This is a genomic window from Dyadobacter sp. CY347, from assembly GCF_021502655.1.
In the GTDB taxonomy this organism is placed as follows: domain Bacteria; phylum Bacteroidota; class Bacteroidia; order Cytophagales; family Spirosomataceae; genus Dyadobacter.
In genome coordinates this window covers 153,530-179,433 of record NZ_JAKFFT010000002.1, presented here as the reverse complement: position 1 = coordinate 179,433, position 25,904 = coordinate 153,530, and the positions used below count along the sequence as shown (strand labels likewise).

Genomic DNA, 25,904 nt, shown 5'->3' with positions numbered 1-25,904 from the left:
TCAGCTGGGAAACTCCTGTGATTTATTTATCTTTCAGCCAGTAACTTTGTAAGATCTTATGAAAGTCCTCATCGTTTGCACCAATCATGAAACATTCCCGACCAAAGCCGGTAAAACAGGTCTATGGCTGAGTGAACTGACTTATTTTTATGATGTGATGTCCAAACGGCGGGTTCTTATGGACATTGTCAGCCCGTTGGGTGGAAAAATTCCGATCGACGAACGCAGTCTGGAATTGAAAGATGAATGCAATGCAAAATATTGGGAAGATGCAGCCTTCCGGTCGAAATTAGACCATTCGCTTTCCCCTGCCCAGGTCCGTTCTGCCGATTATCGCCTGGTTTATTTTGCGGGCGGTCACGGAGCCATGTGGGATTTGGCCGAAAATACAGATTTGCAGAACATCGTCAGGGATGTTTACGAACGCAACGGAATGGTTTCCGCAGTTTGCCACGGCGTATGCGGCCTCCTGAATGTTAAATTATCTGACGGTTCCTGGCTGATCCAGGATAAATACGTTACCGGCTTTTCCAATGTGGAAGAAGCCCTGATGAGCTTTGTAAGTGAGGTGCCGTTTTATCTGGAAGACAAATTGAAAGAGCGCGGCGCACATTACACCAAATCAATGATCCCTTTTATGGAATTCATTGAAATGGATGAAAGACTGATCACTGGCCAGAATCCAAACTCAGCAAGAAAAGTCGCCTCAAAAGCGCTGGAAGAGCTCTTTGAAAAATAATGTTAGATTTTCAGGTCTCCGAAAAGCGAGCGGAAAGTCGGTAAAATCGCATCCTTATCAGACACATTCGCATTTTCTACGCCCCAGTTGATCGCCAGGTCCTCATCATTCCACAAAATTCCAGATTCGGATTCCTTGTTGTAAATATTGGTGCATTTATAAGAGAAAATCGAATCTTCCAGTGCAACAAAGCCGTGCGCAAAACCTTCCGGAACGTAGGCAATATTGTTTTTCTCGCTGCTTAATTCAAAAATTTCATGCTTACCGAAAGTTGGGGATTCAGGGCGAATGTCAACGGCCACGTCCAGAACCTTACCGGAAATAACGCGGACCAGTTTGCCTTGCGCGAACGGTGCTTTCTGAAAGTGAAGCCCTCTTACCACGCCTTTTTTCGAAAAAGACTGATTATCCTGAACAAAGTTGGTTGGCAAACCCAATTGTTTAAATATCTGCTCATTATAAGATTCAAAAAACATTCCACGATCATCATGAAAAACACGTGGGGTAAGTTCAACTAATCCGGCAATGGAAGTTTCGCGAATCTGCATAAAATAATATTTCTGTTGGTTGGTAATGGTAAGTCTTAATCTTGGGACAAATTTATGAATCTATTGATAGAGGTTGTAATTTCAGCGCATTATTTCCAAAATCATGACCTACGAAGCGCTGTTTGAACAAATTTCCCAGAAAAAATCCTATTTGTGCATAGGGCTTGACACAGATATCAGGAAAATCCCTGCGCATCTGCACAAAGCCGCGGATCCTGTTTTTGAATTCAACAAACAGATCATCGATGCCACTGCGGATTTTTGTGTTTCCTATAAACCTAACATCGCCTTTTACGAAGCTTCGGGTTCCAAAGGCTGGGAAAGTTTGCAAAAAACGATTGAATACATTCCAAAAAGTCATTTTACGATTGCGGACGCAAAGCGCGGCGACATTGGGAATACGTCCGGCCTTTATGCCAGGACGTTCTTCGATCCTTCGGCCTCCGGGCTTGATTTTGATGCAGTTACCGTCGCGCCTTACATGGGCAGCGATTCTGTCATTCCGTTTTTAGATTTTGAAAATAAATGGGTTATCCTGCTGGCATTAACGTCCAATCCGGGCAGCAGCGACTTTCAGCGTCTCGAAATAAACGGCACACCTTTATATGAGCAAGTGCTCAGAACTTCCCAAACCTGGGCCGGTGCCGACCGTATGATGTACGTCGTAGGCGCAACGCAAGCGGCTGAGTTTGAAAAGATCAGGACGATAATCCCCGATCATTTCCTGCTCGTTCCCGGCGTAGGCGCGCAGGGCGGAAATCTCGAAGAACTTTCAAAATTTGGCATGAATAAACATTGCGGCCTCCTCGTGAATGCATCCCGAAGCATTATTTATGCCGGAAATGACATTGATTTTGCCCAAAAAGCAAAAAAAGAAGCCCAGCTTTTGCAGCAGGAAATGGCAACTTATCTCGACCAATATTGCAAGTAAGCACTTAAAATTACAACATTAATCTTCCAGTTTTCAATCCATTACATTGCTCCATGCAACTCTCCGATCAGCATTCATATTCGATACAAAACATTGATCCGCATCAGTTAACTGAGAAATTCGGCAGTCCGCTTTACGTCTACGACGGCGCGACGATCCGACGCAAAGTGCAGGAATTGCAGCATGCGTTTCCCGGCATTAATATGAAGATCAAATATGCTTGCAAGGCCAATACAAACCTGTCTATTTTGCGCTTAATGCGTGAAATTGGAGTGGAACTGGATGTGGTGTCGCCGGGGGAGCTGGAAATGGGTTTAATGGCTGGCTATACTGCAAACCAGGTTACATTCACACCAAGCGGGGTTCCATTTGAAGAAGTAAGGCAGGCTGTGGATGCGGGCGCGATCGTTAATGTGGACAGCATTCCGTTACTGGAATGGTTCGGCCAGACTTACGGCAACACCAAACCATGCCTGATCAGAATAAAACCCAATGTTGCGGCAGGCGGCCATGCGAAGATCATGACGGCGCATGCGGATTCCAAATTCGGCATATCGGTGCTGTTACTGGACCAAATCCTTGAAGTTGTTAAAAAATATGACATTAAAATCATTGGTTTACACCAACACACAGGATCAGACATCAAAGATGCGGAGCCGTTCCTGAAAGTGGCGGACATTCTGTTTGAAACAGCCAAACATTTCCCTGATCTTGAAATAGTCGATCTGGGAGGCGGTTTCAAGGTTTCCTACTTGCCCGGAGATGAGATCACAGACATGGATTTGTTGGGAAGAAAAATTTCCGAGCGGTTTAAAAAGTTTTGCAGTGAATATGGAAGAGAATTGCAGCTTTGGTTCGAGCCAGGCAAATTCCTGGTGAGTGAAGCCGGTTACTTACTGGTGAATGCAACCGTTGTAAAAGAAGATCCGGCACGCAATTTCGTGCATGTGAATTCCGGATTAAACCATTTGATCCGCCCTATGATGTACGGATCTTATCATCATATTCTGAATGTTTCCAATCCTGCGGGTGAGCCGAAAGTTTATAATGTGGTGGGTTATATCTGCGAAACAGACACGTTTGCAACAGACCGGACTTTGCCGGAAGTAAAAACCGGAGACTTACTCGCATTCTTGAATGCAGGCGCTTATGGCCTCACCATGAGCTCCAATTACAATGCCCGCGAAAGGCCGGCGGAAGTTTTAGTAGACCAATCGGAAGCACGACTGATCAGAAGACGGGAAACGCTGGAAGATCTGTTGAAGACACAAATGGACTTGTAACAAGACATTATGTCCTGAATAAGCTCAATTCTTTTTTTTTAATGCCAAAATTTCAGGCTTTCTGATCAGGCATATGATTTTCATGGAGTGATGTAAACAAAGCAATCATCTCCATGAACTTCAACCAATATACAATTAAGGCGCAGGAGATTATACAACATGCTGCGCAAATGGCCCAGGGCAACCAGCAACAGGCCATCGAAACGGGTCATGTCCTGAAATCAATTCTGGAAGAAGACCCTGACACTTCGTTATTTCTGCTTAATAAGCTCAAGATAAGCCCGGACATTTTGAACAACCGTCTGGAAAAGATATTGGAAGGATATCCGCGTGTAAGCGGCGGCCAGCCTTACCTGGGCAATGATATGGCTGCGGCAAGCGCCAAAGCCCAAAATTTCACCAAAGAATTTAACGACGAATTCATAAGCATTGAACTCCTCATCCTGGGTATCCTGGCTGGAAAAGACGCCACCGCGACGCTCATGAAGGAAGTTGGTTTCAAGGAAAAAGACCTGATTAACGCAATCAAAGAACTCAGAGGTAAAAACAATCCCGTGAAAGATCAAAATGCAGAAGCTAAATATCGCTCACTGGAACGATACAGCAAAAATCTAAATGAACTGGCGAAAGCCGGTAAAATCGACCCGGTTATAGGCAGGGACGAGGAAATACGTCGTGTTTTGCAGATTTTGAGCCGGAGAACAAAAAACAATCCGATCTTGCTGGGCGAACCCGGCGTGGGTAAAACCGCGATCGTGGAAGGTCTGGCGCAACGGATTGTACAAGGAGACATTCCTGAAAATCTGAAATCAAAGATCATTGTTTCCCTCGATATGGGACTTCTGATCGCTGGTGCGAAATATAAGGGCGAGTTTGAAGAACGTCTGAAAGCAGTTATCAAAGAAGTGACCGATTCAGAAGGCGAGATCATTCTCTTCATTGACGAAATCCACACATTGATCGGTGCGGGCGGGGGCGGCGAAAGTGCTATGGACGCTGCTAACCTGCTGAAACCTGCGCTTGCCCGTGGTGAATTGCACGCAATTGGTGCGACCACTTTGAAGGAATATCAGAAATATATGGAGAAAGACAAAGCTCTGGAACGTCGTTTCCAGGCTGTAATGGTCGACGAGCCGGATATTCCTGATGCGATCAGCATTCTTCGGGGGATTAAGGAGAAATACGAATTGCACCACGGCGTGCGGATTCAGGATGATGCGGTTATTGCAGCCGTCGAATTATCGAACCGTTACATCAGCGATCGTTTCCTGCCCGATAAGGCCATTGACTTAATGGACGAGGCAGCTTCGAAGTTAAGGCTCGAAATGGACAGCGTTCCCGAAGAGCTCGACGAACTGAACCGCCGCATTATGCAGCTCGAAATCGAGCGCGAAGCAATCCGCCGTGAGAACAACAAAGACAAAGAAACCGTGCTGAACAGAGAAATTGCAGACCTCAGCGAGGAGCGCAACACTTTGAAAGCCCAGTGGGAAAATGAAAAAGGAAAAGTCAACGAAGTCCGCACATTGAAGGAGCAAAGCGAACAGCTGCGCCTTGAAGCCGAACAGGCCGAACGTTCGGGTGACTTTGGCAAAGTAGCGGAAATCCGTTACGGACGCATTCCGGAAGTGCAAAACAAGTTGACGCAATTGCAGCAATCCGAAAACGCCGAGAGCTTAATGCAGGAGGAAATCACGCCTGAGGACATTGCAGAAGTAGTTGCAAAATGGACAGGCATTCCGGTAAGCAAAATGCTGCAAAGCGACAGGGAAAAACTTTTGCAGCTTGAAGATCATTTGCACCACCGCGTTGCGGGACAGGACGAAGCCATTGAACTGGTTGCCGATGCTGTCAGGCGGAGCCGGGCTGGTTTGCAGGATGCGAAACGCCCTATCGGAAGCTTCCTTTTCTTGGGACCAACGGGTGTAGGTAAGACAGAACTGGCTAAAACGCTTGCCGAATATTTGTTCAACGACGAAAATGCGATCGTACGGATTGATATGAGCGAATATCAGGAGCGGCACTCTGTAAGCAGGCTGGTGGGTGCGCCTCCGGGATACGTGGGCTACGATGAAGGCGGACAATTGACCGAGGCCGTTCGTCGTAAACCTTACAGCGTGATCTTGCTGGATGAAATTGAAAAAGGCCATCCGGATGTCTGGAACATTCTGCTGCAAGTGTTGGACGAAGGCCGTCTGACGGATAACAAAGGACGTGTTGCGAATTTCAAGAACACGATCATTATCATGACTTCCAACATGGGCAGCCACATTATCCAGGAGAAATTTGCTGAGGATGAGGGCTGGAACCATACATTGGTTGTGGAGGAAGCCAAACAGGCGGTCCTGGACCTGTTGAAAGCATCAGTAAGACCTGAGTTTTTGAACCGGATCGATGAAATTGTGCTTTTCGAGCCCCTTACGCAGAAAAACATTCGCAAGATTGTGGATATTCAGTTCAAAGGGATTCAGAAGATGCTGCAAGAACAGGGAATTACCCTCGATGCCACCGACGAAGCGCTTACCAAACTGGGTGAGGATGGATTTGACCCAGCTTTTGGTGCACGGCCTTTGAAACGGATCATGCAGAGACGCATTTTGAATGAGTTGTCCAAAGGGATATTGAGCGGACAGGTTGCCAAAGACTCCGTCATTATGATGGAGCTCAATTCGCAAGGTGATCTGATCTTTGAAAATGTAGGTAATGTTGAGCTTTAATTTCTTGAAATATTAATATTAGAGCGAGCGGCAGCAATGTCGCTCGCTTTGTTTTGTAACGTGCCCCACTTTTTCAACGCGTACACCACACTGGTTACATAGGGGCAACATTTAAATCAAGAAATGCACTACGGAACCACAATCGCATTTTGGCATAATTTTTGTACAATTTTATATCTAAATAATCTAACCCTTTAATTCTACACAAATCCCGTGGAACAGTCATTAAATTCTATCAAAGTTGCTATTCTGGTGGCGGATGGATTTGAGCAGGTTGAAATGACCGGCCCCAGAAAAGTCCTAAATCAAAAGGGGGCAACAACTCATCTCATATCCCCTAACAAAAATGCGGTTAGAGGATGGAGTCATCTTGACTGGGGTGAAAAGCATAATGTTGACGTGCCGCTTACACTGGCACGGGCAGATTATTATGATGCATTGCTTTTGCCCGGCGGCGTGCTGGGAATGAATGCGCTAAGAATGAACAGCCGGGCTATTGATTTCGTAAAATCTTTCTTTGCATCTGCCAAGCCAGTCGCAGCCATTTGCCATGGCCCCCAGATCCTGATTGATGCTGATGTAGTTTTAGGCCGCATAATCACCTCCTACGCTTCCATCCGGCAGGACCTGGAAAATGCAGGAGCAAGATGGGTAGACCAGGAAGTAGTAACCGACAACGGCCTCATCACCAGTCGCACAACCGACGACCTCTCCGCCTTCACAAGCGCATTGATCAAGCAGCTCAATCTGGAAGTTTATCATTAAGGAATTTACCACACGTTGCAAAATCGAGTATTTAAACAATGCTCGATTCGCAACTTAGTTCCCTTCAAATATCCTCGCTTAAACGCCGAACTACTATCTTTGCCCGCTCATTGATTTGGCGTTTACATGGCACTTGTTTCTCTTTTGGGCGTTTCTGCCCGTAAATACGATACTACTGTTTTATCTGATATTGACTGGAACATTGAACCCGGAATGCATTGGGCGGTGATTGGGCCGAATGGTTCGGGGAAAACGATTTTGCTTGATGTTGTGGCCGGGAGGTGGCCGGTTTCCAAAGGGCAGGTTACCTATGATCTGCAAGCGCCGTTGAGGCAAGCCATTGAGCTGGTTTCCAATGATTATTCGTTCAACCGCATTGTAAGTGCCGGCGCAGAATATTACCAGCAGCGTTTCCACGCATATGAAAGCGAGCGCGCGCCATCGGTAAGGGCGATTCTCACCGATCAGTTAAAGCCAGTGGGAACGGTGAATGAGAATTCTGTTACGCTGGGACCGGCGAAGGTTAGCGAGTCGGAACTGAATGAAATTTCTGATCTGCTGTCCATCACCCACTTACTTAATCATCCTTTTGTAACATTATCAAACGGAGAAACGCGGCGGATGCTTCTGGCTAAATCCTTACTTAAAAAACCCAAGATACTGATCCTCGACAATGCATTCAGCGGCCTGGATGTGCATTCGAGAGAGGTGCTTCGCAATGCCTTGAGCGAGCTGGCATCATCCGGAGTAACCATTATCATGGCAACAACGGCAACTGAAATTCCACCCTGCATCACGCACGTTCTTGAACTGAATGCAGGCCACATTGCAGGCACTTTCAATATAGACGAATATAAAGCGGGGTTCGCAGGGCAGCACCATAACCCCAAGCCCGATCCTGAAAAGCTCGCCAGCTTCGGTTATCCTGCGCATATAGATTTTGAAAATGCAATTGATCTCAGGAACATCACGGTCCGTTATCACGATCAGCTTATTTTGGATCAGGTCAATTGGAAAATTGAAAAAGGAGAAAAATGGGCGCTTTCCGGCCCTAATGGTTCAGGGAAATCAACATTGCTGAGCATTATTACTGCTGATAACCCACAGCGCTTTGCCAATGATTTTGATTTGTTTGATACAAAAAGAGGCGGATCAGGCGCTTCTATCTGGGATATCAAGCAAAAGATCGGGCACGTTTCTCCTGAACTGCATCTCTATTTTCCGCGGGACACGTCTGTTTTCAAAACCATCGCCTCGGGCTTCTTTGACGCAACGGGTGTTTTTTTCAAAAAATTGTCCGAACAGCAAATTGATAAGGTGTATGAAGTGGCAGCGCTCTTGCATGTCGGCCATTTGATCGAAAAGAAATTTTCAGAGCTTTCCAAAGGGCAGCAGCGCATGGTTTTGCTGGCGCGTGCATTGGTCAAAAATCCGCCTCTGCTGATTCTAGACGAACCTTGCCAGGGGCTAGATGCGAATGCCATTGAATATTTCAAAGCCGTGGTCGATGCCATTTGCGACACACCCGAGCGAACATTGATTTACGTTTCACATTACCCGCATGAAATCCCAGGCTGCGTCACGAAAACATTGCGGTTGGATAAGGGAAAAGTGATCGCCTGATCATTCCGGGGCGTCGGTTAATGCTTCCATAAAGGAGATTACCTGCGTAATTTCAATTGCCGTAAGGTTAAGCTTTTCTGCTGCCAGCGTCTGGTTCGGCACATCGAGTCCCAGACCGGCTCCCCCACCCTCATTGTAAAACTCCATCACTTCCTGCATGGTAGCAAAAGCCCCATTGTGCATGTAGGGAGCCGTTTTGGCAATATTTCGGACGGAACTCGTTTTAAATGCATTTTTCCATTGTGGAAACTGGTCGTGCACGCCTCTGCCCGGATCTTTGTCCAGCACAGGATTTTTCCAATCTGCATGAACAGTCACCCCCAAAACTTCCGATTCTGTCCGCTGGAAATCGGGTGGAACGGTCCCATTGAATAACGGCACGAAATGACAGGTCCCGCATTTGGCTTTGCCCATAAAAACATTAAAACCCTTCACCTGATCATCAGTAAGCACTTTTTTATCACCCCGCATATATTTATCAAAGGGCGAATTGAAAGGGTTTAATGACCGGACGAAAGACGCCAGCGCATTTTGAATGTAAACCGGGCTGATGGAATCCAGCTCGGGATAAGCTTTTTTGAAATCCCGTTTGTAAGATTCATCCGTCGCCACCAGTTTGGCCACGTCGTCCATAGAACCATGCATTTCCAGCTTGTTATGGATCACGTCCGCGGCCTGATCTTCCAGCGATGGCGCACGCAAGTCGTAAAAAAGGGCTTGCTGCAAAGAGGCATACATAATGGAAGGCGCATTGCGGTCAACGAACTTATTATCAAACCCTTTGCTGGTTTTCAAGCCATCCGCATAGGCCTTACCGGGCTGGTGACACGAGCCGCAATTGGTTTTTCCATTGCCTGAAATCCTGCTATCGTAAAACAATGTCCTGCCCAGCGCAACCCGGTCCGCTGTCGCATTGAACTTCGAATCGGGTAAAAGCGCTTCGGGATTAAATGCATTTTTATCAAAAATCGTGGCCACATTCCCGTTCAGAAGCTTCCGTCCATTCATAAACGGGATGGCCGCCAGTTCCTGGTTTTTATGCAGCGACCGGCATAACGGATTGACATAATCGGCAATAAATATTGAGCGGTCAAACGCATTGAAATCCCTATTTTGGCCTAAAAACGCAATTGCAGCCCTGGTAAGGCCGTCCAGTTTCGCAAATTCAGGCAATTGATCTTTGTATGCTTGTGTATAATGTTGAAAAGATTTTAAAACAACCGCACTCTCCGCGAGTGCATTGCCCGAAGCCGGCGTATCAAACCCGGAAATGCCCAGACTGATCAGCCGAAACATTTCGAGCCGCAGCGCATCCATCACATGCGAGTCGGTAATGCGAATGTCCACCCATAACATCTTGATCCGTTTGACATTCACCTGCATCTTGCGCGCATGACGCACCAGTTCTTCCTGGTTCACAGGTTCATCTGTGTAAATGAGCTCTTCGATAACCTGCAACCCACCCGGCTCAAAAACCGCATTCTCCTCATCCTCAATCTCGTCCAATGGCGCGCCATTGATCATTCTGACCGTAGTAGGGAAAAAATATTCAGCAAATGCTTCTGTTTTTTTGAATTGCAGCCGGAGTTTCAGGAAATCCTCCTGCAAAGTTTTCACGCCCGGCTTTGATCTTATTTTTTCCAAAAAACCATCATTCATCACGATCAATGAATCCAGGTCTGCATTAAAATCCGCATAGATTTTTTCGTGCGGCGGTTTTTCAGATGTGCAGGAATTGAGCACAAAAACCAGAATGCCTGCGAAAATCGCAAAGACAATATTTTTCATGGTGAATATAAAAATGATAGAAGGCCCTCCGAAAAAGGCCTTCTATATGCTTGCTGAGAAGTGTTATTGCTGAATTCCGCGAACGATCACTGTTTGTCCGCCTTCTTTATTTGTAGAAATGCCGCTGCCGTCAGCACCTTTGTATTTTTCATCCTGCCACGTGTGCGGGTGCAGGTTGATCATGAATGTTTCAGGAATGCCCACAACATCCGAAATATCTATCATTGCGCCATACTCCCAGGTGCTTAACGAATTGTTTCCTACCGAGTTATATTTTGCGTTGAATGTCGCATCTTCTCTGCGGTGGTGCATTTGAAGCATTGCCTTGCTCTCTTTTGTAGCCATGTTATACTGCCAGATCGTGCCATCGTGATCATTGTCTTTATAGAATGAATCACCGTCTTCCTGCACGTACACGAAGTTTTTGGTCACGCAGATATTATCCGGGTTTACAATGAAGCTGCCAGGCTTATCCGCTCCGTCCATAATGATCTGCAACTTGCCTTTCAATGGGTTCGCTGCATCAAATTTCAGGTTATAAACGCGGCCCCACATGTTTTTCCCAGCCACAGGAGTAACCTTATCCGACTGACTCACACCCGTTGCAGTGAAGTAAATGTCGCGACCTGCATCGCCGCCGCCTTTGCGGTAATCAATGTCCTCAACGCGGGCAAACTGGATCATTTTCTTGTCAACCGTCTGTGTTTGCAGTTCCATTCCAGTGCTTGTTTTTACATTATCAAAAGGAACAAATTCAACGTCGTAAGCTTGTCCTTTCACCATATCCGTTTCCACACTTTCCTGGTTTGTGCGGCGCAATGCATATAATTTACCATTGTTCAGATCACCAACCACATCCGACACGTAAGCCACAAGCTGACCATTCGTATCATCTTCACCGATAATGATCACCGTTTTGCCCGGAAATGCATCCTTAGGAAGCGGCACTGCATTCTCAGCATTCCACTTTCCAAATGCACTTACCGTTCTTGTCTTATTCTTTTTATCAGCTGGCGCAAATGGGTCAATGGCATGCGTCATCGACTCTGAGTTGCTTTCACCCGCCGTCAGAAATAATGGCCCGAAACCGTGTTCCTGTGGGGTTGCCAATGTAGCAGAGCACAATCTCCACTGCCCGCCTTCTGCGTCCACAATGTATTCACCTTTAACGGGTTTCAACTCTTTGTCAAGATAAACGCGGGATACGGAGAAAAGAATTTCATGGTTATTGATCATCACAAAGCCTTCACCATTTGGGTTTTTCACAAATGCACCGCCGTCTGGCTGAGCACCGTAAATGAAGTCGGGAGAATCCTGCAACTTGTCGTCGGAGCTGATCAGTGTCGTGATTTTCAGATCCTCAAAACCCGGTAAAGAACGCAGCAACGAAGGGTTCACCGAACGGTTAATGAGTTTTGAAGAATCCACTGGCGGATCATTATGATCTTTAATGCAGCCGGAAAAGGTCATCGCGCCGCAAACCAGCGCGGTAAGGGCATTTTTGGGAATAGAGTTAAATTTCATCGCCATGGTGAGATAGTTATTTAACAAAACTAGACTAACCGCGGCTATTGGGTTTTACGTGAAGATTAAGCTATTATGAACAAAATTTAACATAGCATTCATAAGCAGGAAAAATATCGCTTCGCATTGACGGCTTCTTTGACAAAACCATTTTTCAGGTTCATAACAATTGATAATGAGCTGCTTCCAAAACCAGGAACATATTGCGCGCGTCCATAACCAACTTCAAACCGTTTGATCCGCAGCCATGCGCCAAAGGAAAACCCGGCCAATGCGCCGCGGTTGGAAAGCCGGAGTTCCTGCCTGCGCAAATGGTCATAACCGAGCATAACCCTGAAATTCGGATGAAATAATGCTTCCGCTCCGAGTGAAAGATGGCGGCCCAACTTTTCGGCTACACTGACCTTTTTCGGGGTCTTATTGCCATTGTTATCATAGGTAAAAAACAGGTTCGGATCATTGTAAACCATATCAAACTGATTCAAATGATGCGCAGTAAGCGACACACGGATGGGCATATATTCCGGTTTGAATGTGATGCCCAACCGCACATCCAGCGGCAATGTGGGATCACTCAAACTCGTAAAATTCTGTTTTACAAACCCTATATTTTTAACCACAAAACCAACGGTAAGGTCCTGCTCGGGATGCTTGAAAACTCCACCCCAATCCAGCGCCAGACCGAACACATTATAAGATTGAACGGAAGCGCCCACCAATTTCAATGTTCCACCAACGGTAAAAGCGCCGATGCTATGCCCATAACCCGCTGAAATGCCATAATCCGCCGCCCGGAACTCCCCTATCACATTGCCGATGTCGTCGGTTTCCACCATGGTCCCGTAGTTCAGATATTGCAGCCCAACCGCCCAAACGCCCGCAGATTTGCCAGCCCGCCGGGCGTAAGCAGCATTCACAAACCGCGTATCAGCCAGGTAAGGCATTAAACTGACCGAAACATTTTTTGCTTTGGAAGAATCAAGCAGGGCAGGATTTTGGATAAAAATCGCGGGATCATTGCCCGAAATCGTGAGGTGATGGGTGCCTAAGGCAGTGCTTTTTGCCTGGGCCGGCAGTTGCAGAAAATCGAGCTTGTTTCTTCCGCCTATGAATTGTGAATGTGCCGTTTGCCGGACGCCAAAAATGATCCCGGCCAAAAACAAAGCGCACAATCCGATCTGCCTCATAGTTTGCAATAATTTCCCGAATCAGTAAAATGACAGTATATTTAGATTCTCTTCAAGAACAAATGTAACCATATCGTCCGTATTACATGGGATCAGAATCTTCCGCGACTTCAAAAAAAGAACTTTTAGATCAGAAAAATGCTGAGGCCGATTTGGGTGGTGGTGCGCAACGGATTGAAGCACAACACGCCAAAGGCAAGCTCACCGCCCGCGAGCGCATTATGGTCCTGATCGACAAGGGCACATTTGAGGAAATCGGGAAGTTTGTGATGCACCGCAGCAAGGATTTCGGGCTGGATAAGGAACATTATCTGGGCGATGGCGTGGTGACGGGTTATGGCAAGGTGAATGGCCGGCTGGTTTACGTTTTTGCGCAGGATTTCACCGTTTTCGGAGGCTCACTTTCTGAAACGCATGCGGAGAAAATTTGCAAGATCATGGATCTGGCGATGAAAAATGGCGCTCCGTTAATTGGTTTGAATGATTCGGGCGGTGCGCGTATTCAGGAAGGCGTGCTTTCACTGGCTGGTTATGCGGATATTTTTTATAAAAACACATTGGCTTCCGGCGTCATTCCGCAGATTTCCGCGGTGATGGGCCCGTGCGCGGGCGGTGCGGTTTATTCTCCGGCCATCACCGATTTCATATTAATGGTCGAAAATACAAGCTACATGTTCGTGACCGGCCCTAATGTGGTCAAAACGGTTACGCACGAGACAGTTACCGCCGAAGAACTGGGTGGAGCCATGACGCATGCGACCAAATCGGGCATTACCCATTTCGTGTCGCCCAATGAGGTGGAATGCCTCCTTAACATTAAAAAACTGCTGAGTTACATGCCTCAGAACTGTGAGGAAAATGCACCGGGCGTTCCCTATGAGGCACAAAACGAATCGCGTCCTGTTTTAAACAACATTATCCCTGACAATGCCAATCAGCCTTACGATATGCGCGAGGTAATCGGGGAAATCGCTGATGCGGAAAGTTTCTTTGAAGTGCACCAGAACTTTGCAGAAAACATTGTCGTTGGTTTTGCCAGGATTGCGGGCCGGAGCATTGGCATTGTGGCGAATCAGCCTGCCGTGCTGGCGGGGGTGCTCGACATTCATTCGAGTCAGAAAGCGGCCCGTTTTGTGCGGTTCTGCGATTGTTTCAACATTCCTTTGCTGGTTCTGGAAGACGTTCCCGGATTCCTCCCGGGCACGGATCAGGAGTGGAATGCGATCATTACAAATGGTGCCAAATTGCTTTATGCATTCAGCGAAGCCACCGTTCCCCGCATTACGGTCATTACGAGAAAGGCTTACGGCGGTGCTTATGACGTAATGAATTCCAAGCATATTGGCGCGGATTTGAACTTTGCCTGGCCTACGGCGGAAATTGCGGTGATGGGTGCGAGCGGTGCGGCAGAGATCATTTTCAAACGTGAAATCGCGCAGGCAGAAGATCCAGCTGAAAAGCTCAGAGAGAAGATCGAAGATTATACAGAGAAATTCACAAACCCATATCGTGCGGCATTCAGGGGTTACATTGATGAGGTCATTTATCCTGAACAAACGCGGGAAAAGCTCATCAGGGCTTTCGAAATGCTCGAAAACAAGGTGGATGTGCGTCCCAGAAAAAACCATGGAAACATTCCGCTTTAAGATTAATATTCTAAATTCACTCCCAAGTTTTAATTTCCTAAACATCCTTAACTAATGAAAGAAAAATCGGGCACTTCTGCGTCCAGACGGACCTTTATCAAAGGTTCACTGGCTACGCTGGCCACTTTTTCCATTGTCCCCCGCCACGTTCTCGGCAAAGGTTTCATCGCACCCAGCGACCAGCTGACCAAAGCCATCGTCGGCACCGGCTCCATGGGCCGCGGGCACATTCCATATGCAGGCACCAAAGTCGTTGCGCTGTGTGATGTGGATAAAAAACACCTCGATATAGCCGTCGGAATGGTGGATAAAGGCGTGAAAACCTTTTCTGACTATCGCGAAGTAATCCAGTTGCCCGAAGTAGACATTGTCCATGTGGCCACCCCGCCGCATTGGCACGGGATCATTGCCGCGGATGCTGCACGGGCAGGAAAAGATGTATGGTGTGAAAAACCAATGACGCGCACGATTGGCGAAGGAAAAAGGCTTGTCGAAGCTGTGCAGCAGCATGGCCGTGTTTTCCGGTTGAACACCTGGTTCAGGTTTCAGGACAATTTTTACGGCATGAGGACACCGGTTAAGCCCATTAAGAAACTGGTTCAAAGCGGATTATTGGGCTGGCCTTTGAAAGTAACCGTCAGCAAGCACACCGGTTTTGACTGGAAATTTTACTGGGTAGGAAACACAAACAACGCGCCTCAACCCGTTCCCGCTGAACTCGATTACGAAATGTGGCTCGGACCTGCACCTTACAAACCGTATAGTGAGCATCGCGTGCATCAGACTTTCCGCGGTTACTGGGATTACGATGGCGGCGGATTGGGCGATATGGGTCAGCATTACATTGATCCGATCCAATATTTTCTCGGCAAAGATGACACAAGTCCGGTGAGCGTAGAAGTGGACGCTCCTCAACAGCACACAGAAGCCGTAGGAACCTGGCGACGAATCACTTACACTTATGCGGACGGCTGTCAGATCGTTCTGGATGGCGAAGCAAAAGACGAGAAAGTGGCTTATATAGAAGGTCCGAAAGGCAAACTTTACCCCAATTTCCAATCCGACATTCCGGATCTGGAAAAGAAACTGGCCGCATTCCCAGATCCCGAACCACAGGTTACAGACTTTGTGGACGCCGTTAAAAACCGCAAAAAATTTGCGCTGAACGAAGAAAACGGTCACCGCTCCTGCACCATTGTAAACATGGGACTCGCCGCATTAAGGTTAGGACGCTCCCTGAAATTTGACCCCGAAAAACAAGAATTTATAGACGATGAAGGTGCAAACCGGTTGATTAACCAGCCTATGCGAGGTCCATGGACCATTTAAACTGTGTTAACGCGAATTTTGCAACCATTCATTTCTATCCCTGACCATTCATGAAAAAAACATTATATAACATTCTCGCCCTCTGCATCCTGATCCCCCAGGCATGGGCGCAAACCGACGATGCGCTGGCGACCAAAGCCAAGGCGTTGCTGTCAAAATTCCCTTCCCAGAACGAAGCTTCATTAAAGAAGAATATGGAAGAACTCGGCCAGCTCGGTAAACCGGGACTGGTGCAGATCGCCTCCATGTTAACTCCACTCGGAAAAGGCGACAATACGAAAATTCAGTATGCCATCGGCGGTTTTACCTATTATGCTTCCCAAGCTGGCAAAGAAGATTTTCGGACAATCGCTGCTGAGGCTTATGGAGAAGCACTGTCCAAAGTAAGCGATCCCGATAGCAAGAATTTCCTGATCTATCAATTGCAGACGGTTGGCAAAGATGAGTCAGTTGAAGTTTTGAAACCTTATTTAAAAGACGAAAGACTTTCCGGCCCGGCTTCAAGGACATTGGCGAGAATTGGTTCGCCTGCTGCTGGCGCTGCATTGTTACAAGGCTTGGAAGGTGCTCCCGAAAGCACACAAATTGCCGTTGTCGAAGCATTAGGCGGTGCGCGTTACAAGGAAGCGGCTCCGAGCATCGAAAAATCGGCGGTGAATGAAGATCTGCTTTTACGCAAAGTGAGCTTGTATGCACTTTCTGAAATCGGTGCACCTTCTTCTGAGCAGATTTTATTGGCTGCTGCGCAAAAGGCGAATTTCGGTTATGACGAATCGGACGCTACGGCCGTTTATCTCAAATATCTGGCCCGGTTAGCCGAGAATGGCAATGCTGCCGCATCGGAAAAAGCTGCATTGGCTTTGCTTAAAAACACGCCGGATGTGAAGCAAACGCCTACGCGCTCGTCTGCGCTGAAAATTTATTCAGACATTAAAAAACGGGAATCTGTGCCTGTGTTGGTGAGCGCATTGCAGAGCGCCGATGCGCAATATCGTGCAGCAGCATTGAAATTAGGCCAAAAATATCTGATGGCCGATGGCACAACGCCCTGGCTGAATGCAATGAAAAAGGCCAAACCCGAAGTGCAGGCAGAGATTATCACCATGCTGGGCCATGCCAATTCCCTTGATGCCCTGCCTACAATTCAGAAATCATTGAGCTCGAAGGATAGCAAAGTCAAACAAGCTGCGATTTGGGCGGCTGGCAGGATTGGTCAGGAGAAAAGTCTTCCAGCATTGATCACTGTTTTAAAAACCGGCAATGCCGAGGAAGTGGCAACAGTGAAAAGCAGCTTGCTAACCATGAAGGGCGAGGGCGTCGTAAATCAGCTGGCAACAGCATTACCCACATTACCAGCAGCTTCACAGGCTGCTGCCATTGACGTGATCGCTTCGCGCGAAGCCAGTTCCAAGCTCAGCAATGTGTTTGCATTATTAAAAAGCCCGAATGCGGAAGTTTCAAAATCGGCTTACACTGCATTGAAGTCGCTGACGACAGCGAATGATCTGCCGCAAATGTACATTTTGTTAAACACGGTAACCGCTGCAGAGCCAATGGCTGCTATCCAAAAAGCAGTGGCGGCTGGTGTAAAAGGTTCCGGCGATGCCAAGGCGCAGACGGATATCATTTTGAAACAAATGCAAGCCGCTCCGGCCGACAAGCAAGCCAATTATCTGGCTGTTTTATCAAGCATAGGAGGCAAAACGGCCCTTAATTCTGTGGTTTCGGCCTATAACAGCGGTGATGCGAAGTCGAAGAAGGCTGCGATTGCTGCGTTATCGTCCTGGTCGGATGCAAGCGCTGCGGGTGATCTTTTGAACATGGCCAGAAAGGCAACGGATGATGAGGAGTTTGGATTAGCATTGACAGGTTACGTCGCTGCCGCTGCAAAATCTACCAAAACCCCTGTTAATAAGGTCATTATGCTGCGTGAAGCCATGACGCTGGCAAAAACAGACTCACAGCGCATTACAATTTTAAAAGAGTTACCGAGGTTGAGAACATTCAATGCATTGCTATTTGCAGGGAAATTTCTGGACAATCCGGCAACGGCACAGGCTGCTGCACAAGCTGTTACGTCCATCGCGCTTGCTAATAAGAATTTTTACGGCGCCGAAATCCGTGATTTGCTTAACAAAACTTCGTCTGTACTAAAAGGAAAAGATGCGGAATATCAGCGGGAATCGATTAAAAGGCATTTGTCTGAACTTCCAAAGGATGAAGGTTTCGTAGCATTGTTTAATGGAAAAGATCTTTCCGGATGGAAAGGTTTGGTTGAAAACCCGATTGCGCGTGGCAAAATGAGCGCGGACAGTTTGGCTTACAAACAAAAAAAGGCCGACGAAGCTGCAAATAAGGATTGGTATGCAAAAGACGGCGAGCTCGTTTTCTCCGGCCATGGCGATAACCTTTGCACTGTGAAGCAATATGGTGATTTTGAAATGTTTGTGGATTGGAAAATTCAAAAAGACGGCGATGCGGGCATTTATTTGCGTGGAACGCCGCAGGTGCAGATCTGGGACACGTCGCGTGTGAGCGTGGGTGCACAAGTGGGATCGGGCGGCTTGTATAACAACACAACGAATCCAAGCAAACCTTCAAAACTGGCTGATAATGCCATCGGCGACTGGAATACTTTCCACATTACCATGATCGGTGACCGCGTTTCTGTGGATCTGAATGGTGAGAATGTGGTGGATAATGTGATCCTGGAAAATTACTGGGACCGTAACCTGCCTATTTTTGCCAAAGAAGAGATCGAGTTGCAGGCGCATGGAAACCAGATCAATTATCGCGACGTATATGTGCGAGAAATTGCTCGTCCTGAACCATTTACACTGTCAGAAACTGAGAAAAAAGAAGGCTTTAAAGTGCTGTTCGACGGGACTGATATGTTCAATTGGGTAGGAAACCGCACGGATTATTTCATTGAAAACGGCGCATTGGTTGTAGATCCGAAAAAAGGCGGCAAAGGGAATTTGTACACCAAAGACGAATACAGCGATTTCGACTTTCGATTTGAGTTTCAATTAACACCCGGAGCTAATAACGGGCTGGGAATCAGGACGCCGATGGAAGGCGATGCCGCTTATGTTGGAACTGAGATCCAGATCCTGGACAATGATGCAGACGTTTATAAAGACCTGCACGAATACCAGTATCACGGCTCAGCATATGGCATCATTCCAGCAAAAAAGGGCTTTTTGAAGCCAATGGGTGAATGGAATTATGAGGAAGTGCGTGTGCAGGGTTCTAAAATCAAGGTAACCTTGAACGGAACAGTTATTCTGGATGGTGACCTGGCTGAAGCAAGTAAGAACGGCACGGTGGATCACAAAGAACATCCCGGACTAAAACGCACAAGCGGACATTTGGGCTTTTTGGGCCACGGCTCGGAATTGAAGTTCAGGAACATCAGAATCGCAGACCTTAGCAAGACAGTCGCTGAACCAACTGCATCTTCGTCAAAAAAGAAGAAAAAGAAATGAGAATTCGCGGACGACACTTTCTGGAAATCAGGGACTTCGTTCGCGATTCGAGGATTAAATTATAAAAAAATTTAAAAATGCCCATAGGGAACTGTTTCGGGCATTTTTATTTAGCTTTGAGTAAGTATCAAAAAAAACGGCCAAGCGAACGTATCCACATAAATTGATCCACATGAAAACCAGTCATATTTTACTTGCTGCTTCATTGTTATTTGCTTCTGCATCTGCTTATGCGCAGCATTCGCTGACAGAAATCTGGTCAACTGAAGCATCTCTCCCTATTCCCGAATCTGTGCTGTACAGTGCAAAAGATAAGCTTTTGTATATCGCACAAATTGACGGAAAACCAGGCGAAAAGGATGGCAAAGGGGCGATTGGAAAAGTGGGACTGGATGGTAAGATCATCGAAAAAGATTGGATTACCGGCCTTCATGCGCCAAAAGGCATGGGAATCATGGGAAACAAGCTATTCGTTTCAGACGTTACGGATGTTGTTGAAATTGATATTAAAGCAGGAAAAATCTTAAAAAAGCATGCTGTGGAAGGTTCTAAATTCCTGAACGATCTTACCATTGATGCCGAAGGGAACATTTATGTTTCTGATTCGAATACTAAGAAGGTTCATTTGATAAAAGACGGCAAAGTATCAACCTATTTTGAGGACCTGACAGGGCCAAATGGTGTTCTGGCCGTTGGTTCTGACTTGCTGATTGCTGATAGCGGAACTTTGAAAAGACTCAGCGCGACAAAAGAAGTAAGTGTGGTTGCGGAAGGAATGGACAAAAGCACCGACGGAATTGAACAAGTTGTTCCGGGTGAATACATTGTTTCTTGCTGGGCTGGCGTAGTTTATTACGTAAAATCAGACGGCACTACGCAAAAATTGATTGATACTACGGCAGACAAGACCAATTCGGCGGACATTGGCTACGATTCGGTCAAAAAAATTGTTTACGTGCCGACTTTTGGCAAAAACAGTGTTGTAGCTTATCAGTTAAAATAAATATATTTATAACCTAAAAATTAAATTAAAACAAGTCGTTTCCATGGACATTTTTGTTGGGAGTCTTTCTTTTAAGTTGAAGGAAAGCGAACTGCGTGAAGCTTTCGAAAAATTTGGAACAGTGAGCTCCGCGAAAATTATCATTGACAAGATTACACGTCAAAGCAAGGGCTTCGGTTTTGTTGAAATGCCGGATGAAGAGGAGGCAAGATTAGCGATCAACAATTTAAATGGTGCCGACATGTACGGTCGCCCGCTGGTTGTAAACGAATCGCAGAAGAAAGATGCAAGAAGTGATGCCGGTGCACCCAGAAGAGAGGGAGGATTTAACAGACCTCCGCGTACGGAAGGAAGCAGCAGCACGGAGAGACCCAGCAGCGTAGGCGGCGGAAGCAGCACAGGCGGTGGATATAGCGGAGGCGGCGGATACAGTGGCGGCGGAGGCTATTCAGGTGGCGATAGAAGTTCAGGAGGCGGAAATAATGACCGATATAGAAGCAGCGACCGCGGACACAGTGGCGGCGGATATGGTGATAAAGGCGGATTCGGAGGCAAGTCAAGATCCGACGACCGGTTTGGAAAAGGCGGCGGAGATTACAAAAAAGGCGGCGGCGGATCCAAAAACTACACCCGCAACATTGGTGACGACGATGATGACGATTAATATTTGAAACAACAATAAATAAAAAACCCTGTAAGATGATTCTTACAGGGTTTTTTAATGGCTTATTCAACCGATTAAGCAGTCGCTTTAATCTTGTTATCTTTAAAAAACAGCACGAAAAGCACCAAAACAACTGCTGCAATGCCCGCTGGGACCATCCAGATGCTTGTCCAGTCTTTCACACCATTAACCGTGTACATATCGGCCACCAGGCCGGCCAGCCACGAGCCTATTCCCATTCCTATCCCGTAAGTGGCGATGGAAATAAGTCCCTGTGCAGACGAGCGGTATTTTTCGCCTGCTTTGCTATCTGTATAAATCTGGCCGGTTACGAAGAAGAAGTCATAACAAACACCGTGCAGAATGATTGCCATATACAGAAGCCATTCGTTGTTCACATCCCCATATCCAAAACCAATAAAACGGATGATCCAGGCAATAAGCCCTACGACCAACATCCATTTAACACCTAAACGGCTGAATGCAAGGGGAATCAGCAACATAAAGACAACTTCCGAAGCTTGTCCCAGGGACATTTTGTTTTCCACATTGGTCATACCTGAATCCGTCAGCGATGGGTTGGCCATGGCGTAATAGAATGACAAGGGAATACAGATCAGGAGTGACGAAATAAAGAATATTGCAAAAGACCTGTCTTTAAAGAGTTTGAATGCATCAAGCCCCAGAATGTCCGAGAAGGATGATTTTGTGCTCGGTTTCGGAGGTGTATCGGGCAAAAAGAATGAATATATGCCAAGGAATGCAGAGGCAACCATTGAGATTTTGAAGATCATCACATTATCCCCAAAGCCATAGTAGCCGATGATATTGGAAACGACAATCCACGAAACCGTTCCCATCACGCGTATTGCGGGAAAATCCTTTTCGGAATTGGTCACCTGCTGCATCGCGATGGAGGTCGTTAATGACATCATCGGCGCGAATGATATGCAATAGGCCAGGATAATCCAGAAGAAGTTGTCCGGATCATCAACGCCCGTGAGCACGAAAAGAATCGCTGCACCTGCGAGGCTCAAAACACCGAGCACTTTTTGGGCGGCGAAATAACGGTCGGCGATCATCCCAACGAAAAATGGGGCGATGATCTGCGCAATTGAAAAAGCAGCATAAGCATTCCCAACCTGCGCTCCGGATGCGCCCAGAGCCGTAAAAAGGTATTTACTCATTTGCCCATACCATGATCCCCAAATAAAATAGAGCAGGAACATCATGGCCATCAACTGGAAGCGCGTCGAGTTTTTCATAAAAGGGATAGGAGATTAAATTGGTAAAATATAAAGTGCATTCGGTTATTTCTTGACTATTTTCTGAAATTCGTTGAGTTTCAAAAGCGCCTCGATCGGGGAAAGCGTGTTGACATCCACGAGCGATAACTTTTCCTTCAATTCCTCCATACGCGGATCTGCGGGCTCGAAAATGCTTAGCTGGAAATTGTTTTTCGGATTTTCTTTAACCCGTTTTTTGTGCTCCTGAGTCACATGGTCTTTTTCAAGATGGTGCATGATTTCGCTGGCCCTCAGCACGATAAGTTGCGGCATACCGGCAATTTGCGCCACGTGGATCCCGAAACTGTGCGCACTTCCGCCTGGTTTCAGCTTACGCAAGAAAATTACTTTGTTATCCACTTCCTTCACCGCAACATTAAAATTCTTGATGCGCGGAAAATCTTCGGTAAGCTGGTTCAGTTCGTGGTAATGTGTTGCAAAAAGCGTTTTAGGCCTGCAATCTGCCTGATTATGAAGATATTCCGCAATGGCCCATGCAATGGAAACGCCATCATAGGTGCTCGTTCCCCGCCCGATCTCATCCATTAACACCAAGCTCCGGTCGCTCAAATTATTGAGAATGCTGGCGGTTTCGGTCATTTCCACCATAAATGTACTTTCGCCCCGGCTCAAATTATCGCTCGCTCCTACCCGGGTGAAGATCTTATCCACCAACCCGATTTTCGCCGATTTGGCCGGAACATAGCATCCCATTTGCGCCATAAGCACGATCAGTGCAGTTTGCCGCAAAAGTGCAGACTTACCAGCCATGTTCGGACCTGTAATAATAATGATCTGCTGAGCGACATCGTCCAGAAAGAGGTCGTTGGGGACATAACTTTCGCCGATAGGAAGCTGCTGCTCGATCACCGGATGGCGGCCGTCCTTGATATCGAGCTCATTGCCTTCGCTAATGGTGGGTTTTGTATAATTGTTTTTCCTGGCAACTGTCGCAAACGAGCTCAAAACATCCAGCGTGGATATCACCACCGCATTCTGCTGAACCGTGCTGACATATTCGGCAGCCATCAACATTAATTCACTAAAAATCCGGTATTCAATGGCCGATATTTTGTCTTCTGCATTCAGGATTTTTTCCTCGTATTCTTTCAGCTCCGGCGTAATGTATCGCTCGGCATTCACCAAAGTCTGCTTCCGGATCCAGTCGGCCGGAACCTTGTTTTGATGTGCATGCGTGACTTCAAGGTAATAGCCGAAGACCTTGTTATAGGCTATTTTTAACGATCCGATCCCTGTCCGTTCGATTTCCCTGTTTTGCAGTTTGATCAGATAATCCTTCCCTTCATAGGAAATCGCGTGCAGCTCGTCCAGCTCAGAATCCACGCCGCTTTTTACAATGCGGCCCTGGTTTGTCAGGATCGGTGCGTCATCGCGGATCTCGTTTTCAATTTTATCAACCAAAAAACTGCATGGATTAAGCTGGTCCGCGTATTTTTTTAGTATTTCAATGGCTTGGGTAGAAATCTGTTTCTTGCCCGCCGCCTTTGATTTTTCCTCTTCCTGATGAATGATCCCGGATATCAGCTCTTTAACAGGCCCGATTTGTTTCAGCGATTTTTTAAGCTGAACCAGCTCACGGGGATTAATCCTCTTTACCGCAACTTTGGAAATAAGCCTCTCGAGGTCTCCTATTTGCTTTAAATGCTGCGTGATCGTTTCGTGCAAATCCTCATTATCAAGGAAATGCTCAACCGTATTAAGCCGGTCTTCAATTGCTAATCTTTCTTTCAAAGGCAACACAATCCACTTCCGAAGCAGCCGCGCACCCATTGGCGTCACGGTATGGTCCAAAATCTGGATCAGGGGCACGCCGCCTTCCTGTTGCGGATAAACGAGTTCGAGGTTCCTGACTGTGAAGCGGTCAAGCCAAACATATCTTTCCTCTTCTAAACGCGTAATGCGGCCAATGTGCCCTACTTCCTTATGCTCGGTTTCGCGGAGATAATGCAGGATCACGCCAGCTGCGATGATGCCCATAGGCAGCGCTTCAATCCCGAAACCTTTTAATGTAGTTGTCTGAAAATGCCCTATGAGCTGGTCGTAGCCGTATTCGTAGCCGAAACACCAGTCTTCGAGCTGAAATGTGTGATACTTGCCACCGAAAAGCTGGTTGAATTCTTGTTTATGTCTTTTGCAAAAAAGCACTTCGGCCGGGCTGAAACCTTGCAGCATCTTATCAATGTATGCCGCATTGCCCTGCGCCGTCATAAACTCGCCTGTCGAAATATCAAGGAAAGCAATTCCGTAAAGGTTATCCGGTCCGATGTGCACGGCAGCCAGGTAATTATTTTTACGGATATCAAGCACATTATCATTGAGCGAAACGCCCGGAGTAACCAGTTCTGTCACTCCTCTTTTTACGATTCCTTTCGCCGCAGCGGGATCTTCAAGCTGGTCGCAAATGGCAACACGTTCACCGGCACGGACTAATTTCGGAAGGTAATTATCCAGCGAATGATGTGGAAATCCGGCTAATTCTTCATGCGCTCCGCCATTATTCCGGCGCGTCAGCACAATGCCCAGGATCTTGGAAGCCCGAATGGCATCCTCGCCAAAAGTCTCGTAAAAGTCGCCTACACGAAATAGCAGGAGCGCCCCCGGATATTTGGCCTTGATCTCATTGTATTGTTTATTAAGCGGAGTTTCTTTTTGTGCCTTTGCCAACTATGAGCCTTATTTTAAGAAAAGGATATGTACAAAATTAAGCCTTCTCTCCGGTTTGGCAACATTGCACAAAGGTTTTGTGAAAGCTGGGAAAATCTCAATCGTAAACGCGGCGCACCTCTTTGGCCGTAACTTCCCATATGTCCCCGGGTTTAGGGAATTCGCCTGTTTTATCCGCAAGAGAAATTTTTCCGATCGACCAGCGTACGAGCCGCAATGTCGGGAAACCTGCGGCGGCGGTCATTTTCCTGACCTGCCTGTTTTTGCCTTCGCCTATGGAAATGGAAACCCAGGAAACGGGAATGTTCTGGCGGAAACGGATGGGCGGGTTGCGTTCTGGAAGCGATGGCTCCCTGATAGGAGAAACCTGGGCGGGAAGCGTCAGGTGCTTTTTGCCGTTAATTGAAATTTGCACGCCGTTGCGAAGCATTGCGCAGGCTTCCTCTGTTATGATGCTCTCAACCTGCGCATAGTAGGTTTTGGAATGCTTATTTTTTGGATCTAAAACCTTTGTTTTGAGGAAATTATCATTGGTAAGGAGCAACAATCCCTCACTATCCGCATCCAAACGACCAACGGGATAAATATCTTTGGGAAAATCAAAATCCAGATCAGCAAGCGTCAAATGATCGCCCTCACGCGTAAACTGCGAAAGCATCCCAAACGGCTTGTAAATGAAGAAGTAACGGAACAAATTG

The 25,904-nt window shown here is 46.9% G+C and carries 18 protein-coding genes; 11 read left to right on the top strand and 7 right to left on the bottom strand.

What is annotated here, in order from left to right; genetic code table 11:
* Positions 1–58: 58 nt before the first annotated feature.
* Positions 59–739, top strand: a complete 681-nt coding sequence (locus L0659_RS01435) for a type 1 glutamine amidotransferase domain-containing protein (protein WP_235123748.1) — start codon at positions 59–61, stop codon at positions 737–739.
* 2 nt (positions 740–741) lie between these two features.
* On the opposite strand, the gene rfbC is transcribed toward L0659_RS01435, so the two are convergent.
* A complete protein-coding gene (gene rfbC / locus L0659_RS01430; protein WP_235123747.1) occupies positions 742–1,287 on the bottom strand; it encodes a dTDP-4-dehydrorhamnose 3,5-epimerase in 546 nt (181 codons plus the stop codon).
* Positions 1,288–1,390: 103 nt separating this feature from the next.
* Between rfbC and pyrF the strand changes: the two genes are divergently transcribed.
* The 5 genes from pyrF (at position 1,391) to L0659_RS01405 (ending at position 8,606) form a co-directional block, all read left to right on the top strand.
* Positions 1,391–2,218, top strand: coding sequence for an orotidine-5'-phosphate decarboxylase (gene pyrF / locus L0659_RS01425; protein ID WP_235123746.1), 828 nt, complete (start codon positions 1,391–1,393; stop codon positions 2,216–2,218).
* Positions 2,219–2,271: 53 nt separating this feature from the next.
* On the top strand, positions 2,272–3,501 hold the full coding sequence (lysA, locus tag L0659_RS01420) for a diaminopimelate decarboxylase (RefSeq protein ID WP_235123745.1): 1,230 nt from the start codon (positions 2,272–2,274) through the stop codon (positions 3,499–3,501).
* 113 nt (positions 3,502–3,614) lie between these two features.
* Positions 3,615–6,218: an ATP-dependent chaperone ClpB gene (gene clpB, locus L0659_RS01415; protein ID WP_235123744.1), complete on the top strand. Its 2,604-nt coding sequence runs from the start codon at positions 3,615–3,617 to the stop codon at positions 6,216–6,218.
* 213 nt (positions 6,219–6,431) lie between these two features.
* Positions 6,432–6,983, top strand: coding sequence for a type 1 glutamine amidotransferase domain-containing protein (locus L0659_RS01410; protein ID WP_235123743.1), 552 nt, complete (start codon positions 6,432–6,434; stop codon positions 6,981–6,983).
* Between the two features lie 126 nt (positions 6,984–7,109).
* Positions 7,110–8,606: an ATP-binding cassette domain-containing protein gene (locus L0659_RS01405; protein WP_235123742.1), complete on the top strand. Its 1,497-nt coding sequence runs from the start codon at positions 7,110–7,112 to the stop codon at positions 8,604–8,606.
* On the opposite strand, the gene L0659_RS26445 is transcribed toward L0659_RS01405, so the two are convergent.
* From L0659_RS26445 to porQ, 3 genes are all read right to left on the bottom strand, one after another.
* On the bottom strand, positions 8,607–9,614 hold the full coding sequence (locus tag L0659_RS26445) for a cytochrome-c peroxidase (RefSeq protein ID WP_409018818.1): 1,008 nt from the start codon (positions 9,612–9,614) through the stop codon (positions 8,607–8,609). It abuts the gene before it with no gap.
* Positions 9,615–10,457: 843 nt separating this feature from the next.
* Positions 10,458–11,918, bottom strand: coding sequence for a PhoX family protein (locus L0659_RS01395; protein WP_235123738.1), 1,461 nt, complete (start codon positions 11,916–11,918; stop codon positions 10,458–10,460).
* A 98-nt stretch (positions 11,919–12,016) separates the two neighbouring features.
* On the bottom strand, positions 12,017–13,105 hold the full coding sequence (gene porQ / locus L0659_RS01390) for a type IX secretion system protein PorQ (RefSeq protein ID WP_235123737.1): 1,089 nt from the start codon (positions 13,103–13,105) through the stop codon (positions 12,017–12,019).
* Between the two features lie 86 nt (positions 13,106–13,191).
* Between porQ and L0659_RS01385 the strand changes: the two genes are divergently transcribed.
* The 5 genes from L0659_RS01385 to L0659_RS01365 all read left to right on the top strand — a co-directional run bounded on the left by L0659_RS01385 (position 13,192) and on the right by L0659_RS01365 (position 21,235).
* Positions 13,192–14,751 (top strand): acyl-CoA carboxylase subunit beta, encoded by a 1,560-nt coding sequence (locus tag L0659_RS01385; RefSeq protein ID WP_235123736.1) that lies wholly within the window; start codon positions 13,192–13,194, stop codon positions 14,749–14,751.
* Positions 14,752–14,805: 54 nt separating this feature from the next.
* Entirely contained in the window at positions 14,806–16,080 is a 1,275-nt protein-coding gene (locus tag L0659_RS01380; protein WP_235123735.1) for a Gfo/Idh/MocA family oxidoreductase, read from the top strand.
* A gap of 50 nt (positions 16,081–16,130) precedes the next feature.
* Positions 16,131–19,568 carry a family 16 glycoside hydrolase gene (locus tag L0659_RS01375; protein ID WP_235123734.1) on the top strand — a complete coding sequence of 1,146 codons (3,438 nt, stop codon included), beginning with the start codon at positions 16,131–16,133 and terminating at the stop codon, positions 19,566–19,568.
* Positions 19,569–19,740: 172 nt separating this feature from the next.
* Entirely contained in the window at positions 19,741–20,571 is an 831-nt protein-coding gene (locus tag L0659_RS01370) for a strictosidine synthase family protein (protein ID WP_235123733.1), read from the top strand.
* A gap of 43 nt (positions 20,572–20,614) precedes the next feature.
* Positions 20,615–21,235: an RNA-binding protein gene (locus L0659_RS01365; protein ID WP_235123732.1), complete on the top strand. Its 621-nt coding sequence runs from the start codon at positions 20,615–20,617 to the stop codon at positions 21,233–21,235.
* Between the two features lie 74 nt (positions 21,236–21,309).
* Here L0659_RS01365 and L0659_RS01360 read toward each other — a convergent pair whose 3' ends face one another.
* The 3 genes from L0659_RS01360 to L0659_RS01350 all read right to left on the bottom strand — a co-directional run bounded on the left by L0659_RS01360 (position 21,310) and on the right by L0659_RS01350 (position 25,900).
* On the bottom strand, positions 21,310–22,500 hold the full coding sequence (locus L0659_RS01360) for an MFS transporter (protein WP_235123731.1): 1,191 nt from the start codon (positions 22,498–22,500) through the stop codon (positions 21,310–21,312).
* Positions 22,501–22,545: 45 nt separating this feature from the next.
* The gene (gene mutS / locus L0659_RS01355) at positions 22,546–25,206 is read right to left on the bottom strand and encodes a DNA mismatch repair protein MutS (protein ID WP_235123729.1); all 2,661 of its coding nucleotides are present in this window, start codon (positions 25,204–25,206) and stop codon (positions 22,546–22,548) included.
* A 97-nt stretch (positions 25,207–25,303) separates the two neighbouring features.
* On the bottom strand, positions 25,304–25,900 hold the full coding sequence (locus L0659_RS01350) for a pseudouridine synthase (RefSeq protein WP_235123728.1): 597 nt from the start codon (positions 25,898–25,900) through the stop codon (positions 25,304–25,306).
* Positions 25,901–25,904: the final 4 nt, after the last annotated feature.

What these genes read in the sequence shown, in the direction of transcription:
- lysA (WP_235123745.1), top strand. Translation starts at nt 2,272, where the DNA reads ATGCAACTCTCCGATCAGCATTCATATTCGATACAAAACATTGATCCG.
- L0659_RS01365 (WP_235123732.1), top strand. Translation starts at nt 20,615, where the DNA reads ATGGACATTTTTGTTGGGAGTCTTTCTTTTAAGTTGAAGGAAAGCGAA.
- L0659_RS01370 (WP_235123733.1), top strand. Translation starts at nt 19,741, where the DNA reads ATGAAAACCAGTCATATTTTACTTGCTGCTTCATTGTTATTTGCTTCT.
- L0659_RS01385 (WP_235123736.1), top strand. Translation starts at nt 13,192, where the DNA reads ATGGGATCAGAATCTTCCGCGACTTCAAAAAAAGAACTTTTAGATCAG.
- porQ (WP_235123737.1), bottom strand. Translation starts at nt 13,105, where the DNA reads ATGAGGCAGATCGGATTGTGCGCTTTGTTTTTGGCCGGGATCATTTTT.
- rfbC (WP_235123747.1), bottom strand. Translation starts at nt 1,287, where the DNA reads ATGCAGATTCGCGAAACTTCCATTGCCGGATTAGTTGAACTTACCCCA.
- L0659_RS01435 (WP_235123748.1), top strand. Translation starts at nt 59, where the DNA reads ATGAAAGTCCTCATCGTTTGCACCAATCATGAAACATTCCCGACCAAA.
- clpB (WP_235123744.1), top strand. Translation starts at nt 3,615, where the DNA reads ATGAACTTCAACCAATATACAATTAAGGCGCAGGAGATTATACAACAT.
- L0659_RS01405 (WP_235123742.1), top strand. Translation starts at nt 7,110, where the DNA reads ATGGCACTTGTTTCTCTTTTGGGCGTTTCTGCCCGTAAATACGATACT.
- L0659_RS01360 (WP_235123731.1), bottom strand. Translation starts at nt 22,500, where the DNA reads ATGAAAAACTCGACGCGCTTCCAGTTGATGGCCATGATGTTCCTGCTC.
- L0659_RS01375 (WP_235123734.1), top strand. Translation starts at nt 16,131, where the DNA reads ATGAAAAAAACATTATATAACATTCTCGCCCTCTGCATCCTGATCCCC.
- L0659_RS01395 (WP_235123738.1), bottom strand. Translation starts at nt 11,918, where the DNA reads ATGAAATTTAACTCTATTCCCAAAAATGCCCTTACCGCGCTGGTTTGC.
- pyrF (WP_235123746.1), top strand. Translation starts at nt 1,391, where the DNA reads ATGACCTACGAAGCGCTGTTTGAACAAATTTCCCAGAAAAAATCCTAT.
- L0659_RS26445 (WP_409018818.1), bottom strand. Translation starts at nt 9,614, where the DNA reads ATGAATGGACGGAAGCTTCTGAACGGGAATGTGGCCACGATTTTTGAT.
- L0659_RS01380 (WP_235123735.1), top strand. Translation starts at nt 14,806, where the DNA reads ATGAAAGAAAAATCGGGCACTTCTGCGTCCAGACGGACCTTTATCAAA.